Annotated in this window: 13 protein-coding genes and 1 tRNA gene; 9 read left to right on the top strand and 5 right to left on the bottom strand. The window is 66.4% G+C overall.

What is annotated here, in order from left to right; translation table 11 throughout:
* The first annotated feature begins 105 nt into the window (after window positions 1-105).
* Together ACN0RJ_RS06645 and ACN0RJ_RS06640 are read left to right on the top strand one after the other, a co-directional pair.
* A complete protein-coding gene (locus tag ACN0RJ_RS06645) occupies window positions 106-1,149 on the top strand; it encodes a CheB methylesterase domain-containing protein (RefSeq protein ID WP_417723775.1) in 1,044 nt (347 codons plus the stop codon).
* Entirely contained in the window at window positions 1,146-1,676 is a 531-nt protein-coding gene (locus ACN0RJ_RS06640) for a chemotaxis protein CheD (protein ID WP_417722781.1), read from the top strand. Before ACN0RJ_RS06645 ends, ACN0RJ_RS06640 begins: the two co-directional genes overlap by 4 nt.
* 22 nt (window positions 1,677-1,698) lie before the next feature.
* On the opposite strand, the gene ACN0RJ_RS06635 is transcribed toward ACN0RJ_RS06640, so the two are convergent.
* The 4 genes from ACN0RJ_RS06635 to ACN0RJ_RS06620 all read right to left on the bottom strand — a co-directional run bounded on the left by ACN0RJ_RS06635 (window position 1,699) and on the right by ACN0RJ_RS06620 (window position 5,737).
* Complete coding sequence (locus ACN0RJ_RS06635; RefSeq protein ID WP_417722782.1) at window positions 1,699-2,421, bottom strand: peptidase; 723 nt, start codon at window positions 2,419-2,421, stop codon at window positions 1,699-1,701.
* 94 nt (window positions 2,422-2,515) lie between these two features.
* A complete protein-coding gene (locus tag ACN0RJ_RS06630) occupies window positions 2,516-3,346 on the bottom strand; it encodes a transglutaminase family protein (protein WP_417723774.1) in 831 nt (276 codons plus the stop codon).
* Window positions 3,343-4,296 carry an alpha-E domain-containing protein gene (locus tag ACN0RJ_RS06625; protein ID WP_417722784.1) on the bottom strand — a complete coding sequence of 318 codons (954 nt, stop codon included), beginning with the start codon at window positions 4,294-4,296 and terminating at the stop codon, window positions 3,343-3,345. The genes ACN0RJ_RS06630 and ACN0RJ_RS06625 overlap by 4 nt, the downstream gene beginning before the upstream one ends.
* A gap of 16 nt (window positions 4,297-4,312) precedes the next feature.
* Complete coding sequence (locus ACN0RJ_RS06620) at window positions 4,313-5,737, bottom strand: circularly permuted type 2 ATP-grasp protein (RefSeq protein ID WP_417722785.1); 1,425 nt, start codon at window positions 5,735-5,737, stop codon at window positions 4,313-4,315.
* A 474-nt stretch (window positions 5,738-6,211) separates the two neighbouring features.
* Here ACN0RJ_RS06620 and urtA point away from each other — a divergent pair, with 474 nt between their 5' ends.
* The 6 genes from urtA to selD all read left to right on the top strand — a co-directional run bounded on the left by urtA (window position 6,212) and on the right by selD (window position 15,318).
* The gene (gene urtA, locus ACN0RJ_RS06615; protein ID WP_417722786.1) at window positions 6,212-7,501 is read left to right on the top strand and encodes an urea ABC transporter substrate-binding protein; all 1,290 of its coding nucleotides are present in this window, start codon (window positions 6,212-6,214) and stop codon (window positions 7,499-7,501) included.
* Window positions 7,502-7,608: 107 nt separating this feature from the next.
* Window positions 7,609-9,567, top strand: coding sequence for an urea ABC transporter permease subunit UrtB (urtB, locus tag ACN0RJ_RS06610; protein ID WP_417722787.1), 1,959 nt, complete (start codon window positions 7,609-7,611; stop codon window positions 9,565-9,567).
* Between the two features lie 201 nt (window positions 9,568-9,768).
* Window positions 9,769-11,007, top strand: a complete 1,239-nt coding sequence (urtC, locus tag ACN0RJ_RS06605; RefSeq protein ID WP_417723773.1) for an urea ABC transporter permease subunit UrtC — start codon at window positions 9,769-9,771, stop codon at window positions 11,005-11,007.
* Window positions 11,004-11,744 (top strand): urea ABC transporter ATP-binding protein UrtD, encoded by a 741-nt coding sequence (gene urtD / locus ACN0RJ_RS06600; RefSeq protein WP_417722789.1) that lies wholly within the window; start codon window positions 11,004-11,006, stop codon window positions 11,742-11,744. The genes urtC and urtD overlap by 4 nt, the downstream gene beginning before the upstream one ends.
* Window positions 11,745-11,816: 72 nt before the next feature.
* Window positions 11,817-12,512: an urea ABC transporter ATP-binding subunit UrtE gene (gene urtE, locus ACN0RJ_RS06595; RefSeq protein ID WP_417722790.1), complete on the top strand. Its 696-nt coding sequence runs from the start codon at window positions 11,817-11,819 to the stop codon at window positions 12,510-12,512.
* Window positions 12,513-13,161: 649 nt separating this feature from the next.
* Window positions 13,162-15,318: a selenide, water dikinase SelD gene (gene selD / locus ACN0RJ_RS06590; RefSeq protein WP_417723772.1), complete on the top strand. Its 2,157-nt coding sequence runs from the start codon at window positions 13,162-13,164 to the stop codon at window positions 15,316-15,318.
* On the opposite strand, the gene mnmH is transcribed toward selD, so the two are convergent.
* Complete coding sequence (gene mnmH / locus ACN0RJ_RS06585) at window positions 15,300-16,358, bottom strand: tRNA 2-selenouridine(34) synthase MnmH (RefSeq protein ID WP_417723771.1); 1,059 nt, start codon at window positions 16,356-16,358, stop codon at window positions 15,300-15,302. The two genes, selD and mnmH, sit on opposite strands and share 19 nt — an antisense overlap.
* Before the next feature lie 136 nt (window positions 16,359-16,494).
* Between mnmH and ACN0RJ_RS06580 the strand changes: the two genes are divergently transcribed.
* Window positions 16,495-16,569: transfer RNA gene (locus tag ACN0RJ_RS06580), tRNA-Phe, on the top strand.
* Window positions 16,570-16,622 lie beyond the last annotated feature (53 nt).

Raw genomic sequence — 16,622 nt, 5'->3', positions numbered from 1 at the left:
CCCTCCCAAAAGGGTTTCAGCCCGGCAGCGGCACCACGGAAATATTTCCTCACTCGGCGGAATGACAGGCTTCTACCGGCGCCAGCACACCTGAAGGGGCTGATCATGCAGAAGATTACACTCATCGTCGCGCATTCGGACAGTCTCATGCGCCGCCGACTTGCGTCCTCTCTCTCCGCCCGGTCCGAGATCGAGCTTCTCGCACAGACCCGCGACCTGATGGAAACCTATTCCGAGGTCGAAGACCTCGAACCCATGGCGGTGCTGATCGAGGAAAAGCTTGCGCAAAAGGCCGAATTCGAGGTCATGCGCGCCCTGTTCTCCGCTCTTGATGTGCGCTGGCTCGTGGTGACGGATCGTGCGCGCATGACGCAGGGCAACACCTCGCCCTGGGACCAGAAGTCCGACCTCTTTTCAATGGAATCGGATTCGCCGCCGGACGTGATCGCGGAAGCGCTCGGCTCTCTCACCAGAACCGCGCGCCGGAATGTGCCGACCCGCGCACCGGCTGCCCCCCCGAGCCCGGTTGCGACCGGCTCAAACGGTACGGAACGGTTTATATTGATCGGTGCCTCGACCGGCGGGGTCGATGCGCTCATCACCGTTCTGTCGAGTTTTCCCGCGAATTGCCCACCGACCTTCATCGTACAGCACACCGGGGGCGGGTTCGGGGAGAGCCTGACACGTCTGCTGGACCGCCAATGTGCCGCGACGGTCCGTCCCGCGCGCGACGGCGACACCGTCGGACCGGGAGAGGTGGTGGTCGCCGCCGGCAGCCGGGCGCATCTTGTTCTGACGGGCGGCAAGCCGATGCGCACGGCGCTTCGCCCCGGCGCACCGGTGACGGGCCACATGCCTTCGGTCGATGCGATGTTCCAGTCTGCCGTTCCCGGCGCCGGTCGCGCGGTCGCGGCCTTGCTGACCGGAATGGGACGGGACGGCGCGGAAGGGCTGAAGGCATTGCGCGACAACGGCGCGGTGACCTTCGCGCAGGACGAGGCAAGCTGCGTCGTCTACGGCATGCCTCGCGCGGCGGCCCTGCTGGATGCCGCGGACTCCGTTCTTCCATTGAACCGGATCGGCCCGGCATTGCTCCGCGCCAGCACGAAACCCGCGTCGCGCACGACCAGGAGGGCAGGTGTACAATGATTGGCCGCAACGAAAAGCTGGTGAACGTGATCCAGGGAGAATTCCGGATCTCCGACGATCAGGACACGGTGCTTTCCACCGTCCTCGGATCCTGCGTCGCCGTCTGCCTTACGGACCCCGTCGCGAAGGTCGGCGGCATGAACCATTTCCTGCTGCCGCAACGTGCGGGCAAGGAGGGCGAGAATGTCCGCTACGGTGCCTATTCCATGGAATTGCTCATCAACGGGCTGCTGAAACGTGGCGCGCGCAAGGACCGCCTGGTGGCAAAACTGTTCGGTGGCGCCAACATGATCAAGCAATTGCGCGACATCGGCGGGTCCAATGTCGCCTTTGCCAAGGAGTTCCTGCAGAACGAAGCGATCGCCCTCGCGTCGGAAAGCACCGGCGGAACCTCGGCGCGACGCATCCGGTTCTGGCCGACCGACGCGCGGGTGAAACAATTCGTCGTGCCCGGCGACGTGGACACCGTCGCGCCGGTCGTCGCGCCGCAACCGCAACCGGAATCCGGAGAGATCGTCCTGTTCTGACGGTCGACCGAAGCGATTTGGTTCAGATCGGGTCGATTTCCTGGAACGCGTTGCGCAGGGCTTCGGACCAGGAATGGCTCATCTGCTTGAACCCTTCGTCCGTCGCTTCGATCCGCCGCGTCCGGGAAATGCGGAACGCGTCGCGTTCGATGATCGCCATATCCAGCGGCATGCCGACGCTCAGGTTCGAGCGCAGGGTCGAATCCATCGACAGCAGAACCGCCTTTTCCGCATCCGCGAGGGAGGTATCCACTTCGATCACGCGGTCGAGGATCGGCTTGCCGTATTTGTGCTCTCCGATCTGGAGGAAAGGCGTATCGGCCGTGGCTTCGATGAAATTCCCCTCGGGGTAGACGAGGAACATGCGCATCGGGCCGCCCTTGCGCTGTCCCGCCACGATCATCGAGGCGGAAGCGCCCTGACTCATCCGCTCCATCTTGGCCGAAACCTCTGCGGTGACATCCGACAGCGTGCTGCCGACGATTTCAGCCACCTGGAGCATGGTCGGCGCGCGCAGGATCGACCGGTCCGAGTCCGGATCGTCATTGGCATCGCCGAGGCGTGCCAGCGTCGTCTGCGTGACGGAAAGCGATCCCGCCGTCATGATCCCGATGGCGCGTTCGCCGGGGTTCTCGAACAGGAACATCTTGCGATAGGTCGAGATATTGTCGAGCCCCGCGTTCGTTCGCGTGTCGGACAGCAGAAGGATGCCCGCGTCCAGCAGCAATCCCACACAATAGGTCATCCGCGAATCCCCCCGATCATCATGCCGGCCCGGCGTCGGCTATAGAGTCGCCGGACCCTGGCGGCAATGCTGACAGATAGCAATGTCGGAATGATTACTGCTGCTGTTGCTGCCCTGCCGTCACCACGACCTCGACTTCGAGATGTTCTTCGGGAGAGGATCCCTGCACCACGCCGCGGATCGGCGCGGCATCCTGCGCGTCGAACCCGGAGCCGAGCCGGATGTAGCGTTCATCCGGGCAGCAGCGGTTGGCCGCGTCGAACCCGACCCAGCCCAGCGTCGGAACGAAAAGCTCCGCCCAGGCGTGGCTCGCCTCGTGACCGGCGCCGCTTTCGTCCGAATGCAGGTAGCCGGTGACGTAGCGCGCCGGGATGTCCGCCACATGCGCCACGGCAATCAGCGCGTGGGCATGATCCTGGCAGACGCCGGAACCGCCGTGCAGCGCCTCGGCGGCGGTGGTGTGGGCCCTGGTTTCGCCCGGAACATAGGCGATGGCATCGGCCACGGCCCCGGACAGGGCATGGGCCCGGTCGAGATCGGAGGCCGACGTGAGCCCCTTCAGCGCCGTTTCGGACAGGTCGCGCAGCGCATTGTCGACCGCGATGGGCCGGGTCTGGCGCAGATAGGCCGAGGGCGGCACCTTTTCGCGGTGTTCGCGCAGCACGCCGGACTGGTCGGTGGTTTCGACCATGCCGGTCACGACGACCGACAGCTCTTCGAGCGGTCCGCGCCAGGAGGCGAGTTCCGTGCAGTCCCTTGCGCTGTCGCGGAACTGGGCCCCGCGCAGCGCACCCTCGGTCTCGACCGACCAGGACTGGATCTTCTGCGAGGCGCAGTCCGACGGCCAGAGCCGCAGCGACTGCACCACTCCGCGTACGGGTTCCTCGAAACGATAGCGGGTGACGTGGCGCACTGTGAGTTTCATGCCGGGATCCCCCGCAGGTAGGCATCGTGCACGGTATTGGCCAAGCGCGCGTTGCGGGCCATGAACCGTGCAAGGAATTCGTGAAGCCCCTCGTCGAAGATGTCATCCACCGTCACGCGGTTCAGTTCGTCCAGAAGCTGATGCGCCACCTCCTGTGCACTGGTGGCCGCGCTGTAGTTCTCGGCGATGTTGTCGAGATGGTCGCACGTCCATTGCACGCAGGATTGCAGGGATCTGGGGAACTTGCGGTTGAGGATGAGCAGGTCGGTGATCTTGGCCGCCGTGATCTCGCCGGTGTAGGACCAATTGAACGCGCGCTGCGCTGTCATCGACTGCAGCAGCAGCGCCCACTGGCTCTGATCCAGCCCCGACCCGACATAGGAGACGGAGGGCAGCAGCACGTAATATTTCACGTCGATCAGCCGGGCGGTGTTGTCGGACCGCTCGATCGAGGTGCCGATGCCCATGAAATCGTAACCGTCGTTGCGCAACTGCGTGGCCGAGATGCAGCCCCGCACGAGGTGGCAGGCGCGCATCGTCCAGTCGGTGAGGTCGTTGACCGACAGCTTGCTGCGCTCGGTCCGCTGGAACTGCCGCAATTCCTGGTAGGCCGTGTTCAGCGCATCCCACACCGGCGATGTCAGCGCGGTGCGCACGACGCGGGCGTTTTCGCGGGCGGCGTTGATGCAGGACAGGACCGAAGCGGGGTTGTCCGCATCGAAGAACAGGAAGGTTTCGATGTTGCGCTGGTTGGCGTCGCCGTATTTCTCCTGGAACAGGTCGAGCGAGCCCTTGGCCTGCAGGACGGCCTCCCAATCGTTGCGGTAGCCGCCCGAAATGTCGGGCAGCAGCGCGTTGCGCGCACCCACGGACAGCAACCGGCCCGTGGTCTCGGCGCGCTCCAGGTAGCGCGCCATCCAGTAAAGGTGATCCGCGGTGCGGCTCAGCATGATATTCCTCCCCGCCCTATTCCGCCAAAACCCAGGTGTCCTTGACCCCGCCGCCCTGCGACGAGTTCACCACCAGCGAGCCTTCGGTCAGCGCCACGCGGGTCAGACCGCCCGGCACCAGTTCGATGGTTTCGCCGACCAGGCAGTAGGGCCTGAGGTCGACGTGCCGCGGGGCGATGCCTTCGTCCACGAAGGTCGGACAGGCCGACAGCGCCAGCGTCGGCTGGGCGATGTAATTGTCCGGATTGTCGCGGATCTTGGCCGCGAAGGCCTCGATCGTGGACTTGTCCGCCTTGGGCCCGACCAGCATCCCGTAGCCGCCCGAGCCGTGGACTTCCTTCACCACGAGCTCGGAGAGATGTTCGAGCACGTACTTGCATTCGTCCTTCCTGGCGCATTGCCAGGTCGGCACGTTTTCGAGGATCGGCTCCTCGCCGAGGTAGAAGCGGATCATTTCCGGCACGTAGGTGTAGATCGCCTTGTCGTCGGCAACCCCGGCGCCGGGGGCGGAACAGATCGTCACCCCGCCCGAGCGGTAGACGTTCATCAGCCCCGGCACGCCCAGCATGGAATCCGGGCGGAAGCAGAGCGGGTCGATGAAGGCGTCGTCCAGCCGGCGATAGATCACGTCGACCTTCTTGGGGCCCTCGGTGGTCTTCATCCAGACGAAATCGCCCTCGACGAACAGGTCCTGCCCCTCGACCAGTTCGACCCCCATGAGGTCGGCAAGGAAGGAATGTTCGTAATAGGCCGAATTGAACTGGCCCGGCGTCAGGATCACCACATTCGGTTCCCCCATGCACTTGGCCGGCGCGACCGAGGCCAGGGTCTTTTTCAGCGCCCCGGCATAGCCGTCCACCGGACGGATGCGGTTTTCGAGGAAGAGCTGCGGGAACATGCGCATCATGATCTCGCGGTTCTGCAGCATGTAGCTGACCCCGGAGGGGGTGCGGCAGTTGTCTTCCAGGACGTAGAACTGATCGGGGCCGGTACGCACGAGGTCGATGCCGACGATATGGCTGAACACGCCGCGCGGCGGGCGGAACCCGACAACGGCCTTTTCGTAGGCGTCGTTGTTGGTCACGAGGTGTTCGGGAATGCGGCCGGCGCGGATGATCTCGCGGCGGTCGTAGACATCGCAGAGAAAGGCGTTGAGCGCGGCGGCGCGTTGCTTGATGCCGCGATCCATCTTGCGCCACTCCTCGGCGGTCAGAACGCGCGGAAACATGTCGAACGGAATGAGACGTTCGGGATCTCCGCCCTCGCCGTAGACCGCAAAGGTGATGCCCACCCTGCGGAAAAGCGCTTCGGCTTCGGATTGCTTCAGACTGCGCAATTCCCTGGGCATGGAGCGGTGCCATTGTTCGAGGCTCCGATACGGCGACCGCACGTCGGTCCCGCTCATCATCTCGTTGAAGATCGCTGGCTCGTTGACGCTCATTTTTTCCCCTTTGCTCTTGAGCCAAGTTTCACCACTCCGCGCAGAAGGGAAAGCCCCCCGTGGAAAAAAAGGAAAAATCCCCCGGGGGCAGCGCCCAATAATTGGGCGTCGCACCCCAGTTCGGGCGCCACGAGAGCCCCGGAAGGCCTGTCGGAGGCCCCCGCCCGGCCGGTCAACTCCCAATATGATTAATATGTGACCATATACCGAAATTTTCGCCCGCATTTTAATCACCACCCGGCGCTCCCCGGCCCCTACCCCAAATTGCCGTGGAGGTAAGGCAGCCATGGCTTATTGGAATCGTGTGCCTGGACAAGGACACGACGGGGACGCCGCGGCCGGTGAAAACAATCGGCGGCGCGGCACAACAAAACGCAAAGCGGCGGGCAGCCTGGCCCCGAACCGGACTGGGACCGACCAGCGCCGTTCGGGCTGCGATATGCGCCGTGCTCAAGGGATGGAAAAGAGAACGACATGATCAAGACGCTGAAACTCTCGGGTGTGGCCACCGCTGCGCTGCTCGCGGCGAACGCCGCCTCGGCCCAGGCTGCGAACTGCCCGATCAAGGTGGGCGTGCTGCACTCGCTGTCGGGCACGATGGCGATCTCCGAGACGACGCTCAAGGACACGATGCTGATGCTCATCGACAAGCAGAACAAGGCCGGCGGCCTGCTGGGCTGCGAGCTGGAAGCTGTCGTAAAGGATCCGGCCTCCGACTGGCCGCTCTTCGCCGAAAAGGCGCGTGAACTGATCTCCAACGACAAGGTCGTCGTGACCTTCGGCAGCTGGACCTCCTCCAGCCGCAAGGCGGTTCTGCCGGTGCTCGAGGAACTGAACGCGCTCTACTTCTACCCGGTCCAGTACGAGGGCGAGGAATCGTCCAAGAACGTCTTCTACACCGGCGCCGCGCCGAACCAGCAGGCGATCCCGGCCGTGGATTACTTCCTCGACGAACTCGGCGTCGAGAAATTCGCCCTGCTCGGCACCGACTACGTCTATCCGCGCACGACCAACAACATCCTCGAAAGCTACCTGAAGGCCAAGGGGATCGCGGCGGAGGACATCTTCGTCAACTACACGCCCTTCGGTCAGTCCGACTGGTCGACCATCGTAGGCGACGTGGTGAAACTGGGCGAGGACGGCAAGCAGGTCGGCGTGATCTCGACCATCAACGGCGACGCCAACATCGGCTTCTACAAGGAACTCGCGGCAGCCGACGTTTCCGCCGACGACATTCCCGTGGTCGCCTTCTCGGTCGGTGAAGAGGAACTGTCGGGTCTCGATACCTCGAACCTCGTCGGCCACCTGGCCGCATGGAACTACTTCATGACCGCCGACACCCCCGAGAACGCCGAATTCATCAAGGAGTGGCACGCCTTCATCGGCGACGAAAAGCGCGTCACCAACGACCCGATGGAAGCGCATTACATCGGCTTCAACATGTGGGTGAAGGCGGTCGAAGAGGCCGGCACCACCGATGTCGACGCCGTGCGCGAACACATGTGGGGCCAGGAATTCCCGAACCTGACCGGCGGCACCGCCGTGATGGGCGTGAACCACCACCTCTCCAAGCCGGTGCTGATCGGCGAGATCCGCGCCGACGGCCAGTTCGACATCATCTCCCAGACCGAGCCGGTCCCGGGCGATGCATGGACCGACTACCTTCCGGAATCCGCGCCGCTGACCTCCGATTGGAAAGACCTCGGCTGCGGCATGTACAACACCGAGACCAAGACCTGCGTTCAGATCAAGTCGAACTATTGATCGCCTGAGCTGACACGACGGAAGGCGGGCGCGCGGTCTCCCTCACGCGCCCGCCGGACCTTTTCCCCGCCTCCCTCCTTTTCCGATCCAAATTGCAAAGGCCGCCCATGCTGCGTGCGCTTCTCGTCACACTTGCGTTCTGCCTGGCCCTGTCGCTGCCGACGGCCGCGGCCCGGGCGCAGAACCAGGATCTGCAGGCCGTCCTGCAGGCCCACGCCGAAGAGGTGGCCAATCCCGGCCGTCAGAGCGTCGGCACGCTGATCGACGCCCTGATCGCGTCGGGTCTGCCCGAAGTCTCGACCTTTCTCGAGAAATGGTCCGACAAGGGCGTGTTCCAGCGCGCTTCGGACGGCCTGTTCTACTACGCCAAGCGCAGCGGCGACGGTTACGCGCTGACCGATGTGTCGACCGGCGCCGACGCCGGAACGGCCCCGCGCGACGACATGACCGAAATCCGCCCCAACGGCGGTGTGCGCCGGGTCATCGGCACGGCGCTTGTGCAGTTCCAGCTTTCGGATCCCGACCTCGCCCGCCGCACCTCGGCGCTCGATTCCATCGCGCGCCGCCCCGCGGCCGACCAGCTCGAACCGCTGCGCGCCTCGATCGAAACCGAACAGGACCCCACCCTGCGCGCCCGCAAGGAACAGCTGGCCGGGATGCTGGCCGCCTCCTTCGGGGACAGCCCGCAAGAGCGCATCGCCGCCATCGAGGCCCTCTCGGATGCGATCAGCGTCGAAGTCCGCGCGGTGCTGAACCAGATCCTCACCACCCGTCCCGGCGTTGCCGCGACCCTGCCCGCCGGCATCAATGTCGCGCAGGTGCTGGAGGTCGGCGACGACCTCGGCGAGGCCGAAGCCTATGCCCGCCTGGTCGAGGCGAACCTCGCCCCGCCCGCGCAGGATCGCGAGCGCATCAAGGCGCTGCTGACCGAGAACATCGACGGCGGCACCGTCGGCGGCATTCCCATCGGCCAGCTTGCCACCGAAGCCGGCCGCGCGCGGGCCTACGCCGCACTTGCCGCCGCCGGAACCGTGCCGCCCCTGGTCACCCCGGAAGGCCGCGATGCGGCCGTCGCCTCGCACGTGTTCTACCTCGAATACGACGAAAGGGACGCCACGATCACCGATGCCGCCCGCGAGGCACTGGACGAGATCGACAACCGCGTCTTCCTCAACCAGCTGATCGACCTCGGGCTGGACGCGCTGTCGCTGGCCTCGATCTATTTCCTCGCCGCCATCGGGCTTGCCATCACCTTCGGGGTGATGGGCGTGATCAACATGGCGCATGGCGAATTCATCATGATGGGCGCCTATACCGGCTACGTGGTCCAGCAGATCATCCCCGACTACACGCTGTCGCTGATCGTCGCGCTCCCCATGGCCTTCGCGGTGACCTTCGCCGCCGGCGTGGCGATGGAGCGCCTGATCATCCGCTGGCTCTACCACCGGCCGCTGGAAACGCTGCTGGCGACCTTCGGCATCTCCATCGCGCTGCAGCAGCTCGCCAAGAACATCTTCGGCACGCAGGCCCGCCCGCTCACCTCTCCGGCCTGGCTGGACGGCGCCTGGGTCATCAACGACGTGGTCGGCATAGCCAACATCCGCATCGCCATCTTCGTGCTGGCGCTGATCTTCCTCGGCTTGATCCTGTTCATCCTGAACAGGACGCGCATCGGTCTCGAAGTCCGGGCCGTGACGCAGAACCCCGGCATGGCGGCCTCCATGGGCATCAATCCCGACCGCATCAACATGCTGACCTTCGGCCTCGGCTCCGGCATCGCCGGGATCGCCGGGGTTGCCATCGGGCTCTATGCCAAGGTCACCTCGGAAATGGGCGCCGACTACATCGTCCAGAGCTTCATGACCGTGGTCGTCGGCGGCGTGGGCAACGTCTGGGGCACGCTTGCGGGCGCCGGCCTCATCGGCATCCTCCAGAAGGGCATCGAGTATTTCAACCCGTCCAACACCCTGGCGGCGCAGACCTACATGATCCTCTTCATCATCCTGTTCATCCAGTTCCGCCCCAAGGGCATCGTCGCCCTCAAGGGCCGCGCAGCCGGAGATTGACACCATGAGCACCCTCTTCTGCATGGCCGCGACAGGCCGGGCGTTCCGGCCCGCCACGGGCGGGGATATCCGGAGCCCGATGTTGCCCTCCCATCGCCCCGCGGCCTCTTCTGGCGGAAAATATCCCGGGGGAGAGCGCGCCCCGGCGCGCGACGGGGGCAGCGCCCCCTCCACGGCCCCCATCGGCGCGGGAGAGAAGGCATGACGCGCAGCTTCCTGACCGAGAACCGCTCCATCTTCTGGTTCCTCCTCGCCCTCGCCCTGTTCACCCTCGTCGTGACCGTGCTGTCGACAGGGGCAGGCTCCGGCGCGATCTCCACCAGCTTCGTGAAGACGCTGGGCAAGACCCTGTGCCTCATGCTGGTCGCCGTCGCGATGGATGTGGTCTGGGGCTACACCGGCATCCTCAGCCTCGGTCACATGGCGTTCTTCGGCCTCGGAGGCTACATGATCGGCATGTGGCTGATGTATGCCCGCACCGAGATCATCCTGGCCCAGAGCCTTGCCGCCGCGCCGATCCCCCCCACCCCGGAAGAGATCCACGACGCGATCGGCACGCAGATCTTCGGGGTCGTGGGCAGTTCGGAGTTTCCGCTGATCTGGTACTTCGCGGACAGTTTCGTGATGCAGATCCTGCTGGTGGTGCTGGTGCCGGGGGTGCTGGCACTGGTGTTCGGCTGGCTCGCCTTCCGCTCCCGCGTCACCGGGGTCTACCTGTCGATCCTGACCCAGGCGATGACGCTGGCGCTCTCGCTCTACCTCTTCCAGAACGACAGCGGGCTGCGCGGCAACAACGGCCTTTCGGGCCTGCAGAACCTGCCGGGCCTCGGCGAGGTCCCGCAGAGCGTCCTGTCGATCTGGTTCTTCTGGGCCTCGGCCGCCGCGCTCGCCGCAGGATACGTCTTCTTCTCCTGGGTGGTCTCGGGCAAGATGGGATCGGTGATCCGCGGCATCCGCGACAACGAAGGCCGGGTCCGCTTCCTCGGCTACCACGTCGAAAGCTACAAGCTCTTCGTCTTCACCGTGACCGCCATCGTCGCGGGCCTCGCGGGGGCGCTCTACTACCCGCAGGCGGGCATCATCAACCCGGCGGAAATCGCCCCCATCGCCTCGATCTATCTGGCGGTCTGGGTCGCCATCGGCGGGCGGGGGCACCTCTACGGCGCGGCCCTCGGCGCGGCCGTCGTGTCGCTGCTGTCGAGCTGGTTCACCGGCGGCGGCGCGCCGAACATTCCGCTCGGGTTCTACACGATCGAATGGACCGACTGGTGGCTGGTGCTGCTGGGCCTGTCCTTCGTGGCGGTCACCCTGCTGGCGCCCAAGGGCATCGGAGGCCTGTTCGACCTGATCACCTCCCGCCACGCGGTTCCCGAACGCGTCGGCGATTTCGGCCCGGACAAGGGCGCCCGCCGCACCGTCGAAGGAGAGGAAGAGAGATGAGAACGCTGCTTGAAATGTCCGGCGTGTCGGTCAGCTTCGACGGCTTCAAGGCCATCAACAACCTGAGCTTCCAGATCGGGGAACCGGAGTTGCGGGCCATCATCGGCCCCAACGGAGCGGGCAAGACCACCTTCATGGACATCATCACCGGCAAGACCCGCCCGCAGCAGGGCAAGATCCTCTACGGCGAGAAATCCATGTCCCTCCTCAAGATGTCCGAAAGCCAGATCGCGATGGCGGGGGTCGGAAGGAAGTTCCAGAAACCCACCGTCTTCGAGGCGCAGACCGTGCGCGAGAACCTCGCCATGGCGCTGAAGAACAAGCGCAGCCCGTTCGACGTGCTGGTCTATCGCAAGACCCGACGCGGCGCCGAGCGGATCGAGGCCATCGCGGAGGAGATCGGCCTCGTGCAGGAACTCCCCCGCATCGCCGGAGAGCTGTCGCACGGCCAGAAACAGTGGCTCGAGATCGGCATGCTCCTGGCGCAGGACCCGCGTCTGCTGCTGGTCGACGAACCGGCAGCGGGCATGACCCCGGCCGAACGCGAGCACACCACGGACCTGCTGCGCCGGGCCGCCGAGAAGCACGCGGTCGTCGTGGTGGAACACGACATGGAATTCGTCCGCCGCCTGAACTGCAAGGTGACGGTGCTGCACGAAGGCTCGGTCCTGGCCGAGGGTTCGCTCGATCACGTGACCTCGAACCCGCAGGTCATCGAAGTCTATCTGGGCCGCTGATCATGGGCGGCACAAATCTTTTGAAAAAGATTTGCAAATTCCTTGAAAGGAATTTGCATCGGGGGACCCCTTATGCTGAGCGTTGAAGATCTCACCCTGCACTACGGCCAGAGCCAGATCCTGCACGGGATCTCGCTGACTGCCGAACCCGGCAAGGTCACTGCCGTGACCGGCACCAACGGCGTCGGAAAGACCTCCCTGCTGAAGGCCATCGCGGGCCGCCATCCCTATAGCGGCGGCTCGATCACGCTCGACGGCAAGCCGCTGTCGCACCTGAACGCCTACCAGACCGGGCGCGCGGGCATCGCCTACGTGCCCCAGGGCCGCGAGGTCTTTCCGCTGATGACCGTGCAGGAGAACCTCGAGACCGGCTTCGCCTGCCTGCCCCGCTCCGAGCACAAGGTTCCGCCGCACATCTTCGAACTCTTTCCCATCCTCAAGGAATTCCTGCACCGGCGCGGGGGCGATCTTTCCGGCGGCCAGCAGCAGCAGTTGTCGATCGCGCGCGCGCTGATCACACGGCCGCGGGTGCTGTTGCTCGACGAGCCGACCGAGGGCATCCAGCCCAACATCATCCAGCAGATCGGGCGGGTCATCTCCCAGCTGCGCGACCAGGGCGACATGGCGATCATCCTGGTCGAACAATATTTCGACTTCATGTGGGACCTTGCCGACAGCTTCGTCGCCGTCACCCGCGGCTCGGTCGCCATGGCCGGAAAGGCCGGCGAGATCGACCGCGAGGCGCTTCTGGCCAAGGTCTCCATCTGACCGCCACCCGCCACCGTCCGCATCGCCGCGGATCAGCACCTCATTTCCGGCCTGTCGGCGGGCTTCCTGCCCGCCCGGCCCTCGAACGAAAACACCGGTGTCCGGTACCGGCGCCCGGCGTGGCGGGGGGAGCACACCTAGATCCGGCCTGCTGCGGCGGGTCCGCGCTCCGGTACCATCACGGCGGTGGGCATCGCCGAGTTAAAAGGAAACTGCGCAGGCTCCGGCGCAGGGATGTGGCAAGCCACCCATCGATGCGAAGATGCGCGACAAGCGCGCTGAAAAAACGCGGCATCCCCATGCTGAGACAATCGCCACGCTTGCAGGAAACCCTCCCCGGCAACCGGGGCGCCAGGGCGGACCCTCCCGCCTGACGCGACCTCGCCATACTGTCCCAACGCAATCCCCTCGCCCGCCGACCAAACCCCGTGCCCCGCCCAGCCCTTCGGACAGCCATTCCCGCCCGGCGGGAAATCACCTCCACCGACACGGGCCTCTCTCCCCGCCAAGGCCTCTTCTGGCCCGAAATATCCCGGGGTGAACTGGCCGCAGGCCAGGAGGGGCAGCGCCCCTTTCTTCCGCCGCCGCCCTATGGGCAGGCGCGCGGGCAACTGCTAAGGCGTCACCACACCAGGAAAGGCGCCGCCCGTTGACCCCGAACACCCTGCCCCTGACCCGCGACCTCGTCCTGATCGGCGGAGGGCACAGCCATGCCCTGGTCCTGCGGATGTGGGGCATGTCGCCGCTGCCCGGCGCGCGTCTCACCCTGATCGACCCCGGCCCGACAACGGCCTATTCGGGAATGCTGCCGGGGTTCGTGGCCGGGCACTACCCGCGCAGGGCGCTCGACATCGACCTGGTGAGGCTTGCGCGCGTCGCCGGGGCGCGGATCGTTCTCGGCGCGGTCGACCGTCTCGACCTTGCGGCCCGCACGATCCATGTCCCCGGTCGACCGCCGATCGGGTTCGACGTGGCATCGCTCGACATCGGCATCACCTCGGCCATGCCCGATCTGCCCGGCTTTGCCGACCACGGCGTCCCCGCCAAACCGCTCGGGGCCTTCGCATCCCGTTGGGAGACATGGCTGTGCACGGACGGCCCGGCGGATGTCTGCGTGATCGGCGGCGGCGTGGCGGGGGCCGAACTGGCGGCCGCCATGGCCTTCGCGCTCAAGCGGCGCGGCCGGTCGGGATCGGTGCACCTGATCGACCGCGGCACCGCACTCGCAGCGCTGCGCCCCGGCGCGGCGGCGCGGCTCAGGGCTGCCCTCGAGCAGCAGGGAGTCACGTTGATCGAACACGCCGAGGTCGTCGCCGTGACCGGGACCGGGGTCGCGCTCGCCGACGGGCGGCAGATCCCGGCCGGGTTCGTGGCCGGCGCGGCGGGCGCGCAGCCGCAGGGCTGGCTCACCGGCACGGGGCTCACGCTCGAACGCGGCTTCGTCGCGGTCTCCCCGACGCTGCAAAGCTCGGACCCGGATGTCTTCGCTGCCGGAGACTGCGCCCACATGGTGGACAGTCCGCGCCCCAAGGCCGGAGTCTTTGCCGTGCGGCAGGCGCCGATCCTGCTGCACAATCTGCGCGCCCGGCTGGCCGGAACCGACTCCTTCCGCCGCTACAGGCCGCAACGGGACTATCTCAAGCTGATCTCGCTGGGCGGGACATCCGCGCTGGGGGACCGCTTCGGCCTGACGCTCTCGGGACCGCTGATCTGGCGCTGGAAGGATCGCATCGACCGGACCTTCATGCGCAGGTTCGCCAGCCTGCCCGCCATGCCTGCACCACGGCATCCCGTGCCACGCGCCGCGGGCACCGAGGAGGCGCTCGGCGACAAGCCGATGTGCGGCGGCTGCGGCGCCAAGGTCGGGCGCGACGCGCTGTCCGCCGCGCTGGCCGTGCTGCCGCCTCCGGTGCGCTCGGACGTGACGCCGCTGCCGGGCGATGACGCCGCCCTGCTCACCACCGGGGGCCGGCGCCAGGTGCTCACCACCGATCACCTGCGCGCCTTCGTCGAGGATCCCGTCACCATGGCCCGCATCGCCGCCGTGCACGCCTTGGGCGACATCTGGGCCATGGGCGCCGCGCCGCAGGCGGCCGTCGCCAACATCACCCTGCCCCGCATGTCGGACGCGCTGGCACAGCGCAGCCTCTCCGAAATCCTCGCCGCCGCCTCCGGGATCTTCCGCGAGGCCGGGGCCGAGATCGTCGGCGGACACTCCTCGATGGGGGACGAGACCACCATCGGCTTCACCATCACCGGGCTCTGCGACGACGCCCCGATCACCCTCTCCGGCGCCCGTCCCGGCGACGCGCTGATCCTCACCAAGCCGATCGGCAGCGGAGTCATCATGGCCGCCGAAATGGCCGGTCTCGCCGAAGGTGCCTCGGTCGCCGCGGCGCTGTCCAGCATGACCCGACCGCAGACCGTCGCCGCGGATCTCCTGCGCCATGCCCATGCCATGACCGACGTCACCGGCTTCGGCCTTGCCGGACACCTGCAGGGAATCTGCGCCGCCTCCGGAACCGGGGCCGAGCTGCGGATCGACCGCATTCCCTGCCTCGACGGCGCACGGGAGCTGTCGGCACGGGGCGTCCGCTCCACCCTCTACCCGAAGAACCGCAAGGCCGTGCCGGGACTGCCGTCGGACCCGCTGCACGACCTGCTGTTCGATCCGCAGACGGCCGGAGGCCTGCTGGCCTGCGTCGGGGACGGTCCCGCCACGCTCGCCGCGCTGCAGGCCGCCGGGATCCGCGCCGCGCTCATCGGCACCGTCACCGATCGCTTCGGTCAGATCGACATCGTCTGAAGCGCCGCCGCGATCCGGTCGGCCAGATCGTCCAGCCCCGCCGGACCCAGCGTCTCGGTCCGGAACGATTGCAGCACCGTCGGCGTCATCGCCCGCATGGACTTGTCATAGGCGGGATCGTAGTGATCCGCCGCCAGCGACCGGCACAGTGCCAGACGTTCGCCCGCGCCGATCAGCGTTTCCCAATGCTCGACCAGCGCATGGCCGCGATGGTAGCGCAGCGGAGCGAGCTTTCGCTTCAGCTCCTCGCGGTCCGAAAGCACGTCGTCATAGGCCGCGTCGAGATAGGCCGCACGCGCTTCGAGCGGCGCCGCGATCTCGATCCAGGGCGCCTGCTTCATCGCCTCCCAGAGCGAGGGCGGCAAAAGGATCTGCCCGATCTTGCTGCTCTCCGCCTCGACGATGACCGGTCGCGCGGGATCCAGCCCGTGCAATGCCCCGACCAGCGCGGTCTCGAACGCCTTCTGCGACGGCTGCCCGCCCGGCATGTCCCCGAGGAGAGAGCCGCGATGCCGCGCCATCCCCTCCAGGTCCAGCACCTGCACGTCCCGCGCCGCGAGCCGCCCCAGAAGCGCCGTCTTGGCGGTGCCGGTGTAGCCGCCGAGCTGGACCATGCGGAACGGCAGCGCCTCGTCATAGAGCGCCCGCGTCACCAGCCGCCGATAGGTCCGGTACCCGCCCTCGACCATCTCCGCCCGCCAGCCGATCTGCTGCAGCATCCAGGCAAAGGAGCCCGACCGCTGCCCGCCCCGCCAGCAATAGACCAGCGGCCGCCAGCCGCCCTCGTGATGGGCCAGCGGCCCGGCGATATGGGTCGCTGCATTGCGGAACACCAGCGCCGCCCCGATCTTGCGCGCGCGGAACGGCGATTCCTGCTTGTAGATCGTCCCGACCCGCGCCCGTTCCTCGTTGTCGAGCACCGGAAGGCTGATCGCGCCCGGCACGTGATCCTCCTCGAACTCCGCAGGGCTGCGGACGTCGATCACGGTGTCGAAACCGTGCCGGAGAAGGCCGTCGAGGCTCTGAAAAACGCGTGTCATGCGGGAGATCTAGCGGCAGCCGCGCCCGGATGGAAGGGAGTTGCGCGCAAGAGCGAATTTCCCTGAAAAACCCTCTGGACACCGGCCGGAGCCTCGGCTATCCCCCCTCCACCCGAAGGGCCCCGCCCTTCCCCGTGCCCGGGTAGCTCAGGGGTAGAGCAGTGGATTGAAAATCCTCGTGTCGGTGGTTCGATTCCGCCCCCGGGCACCACTTTACTCAAAAAAAACAATTGTGTAGCATGGTGCGCTGAATGGTAGCGGGAC

The organism is Salipiger sp., assembly GCF_048261495.1.
Lineage (GTDB): Bacteria > Pseudomonadota > Alphaproteobacteria > Rhodobacterales > Rhodobacteraceae > Salipiger.
The sequence above is the reverse complement of the archived record's forward strand: the minus strand, read 5'-3'. Positions and strand labels throughout refer to the sequence as shown.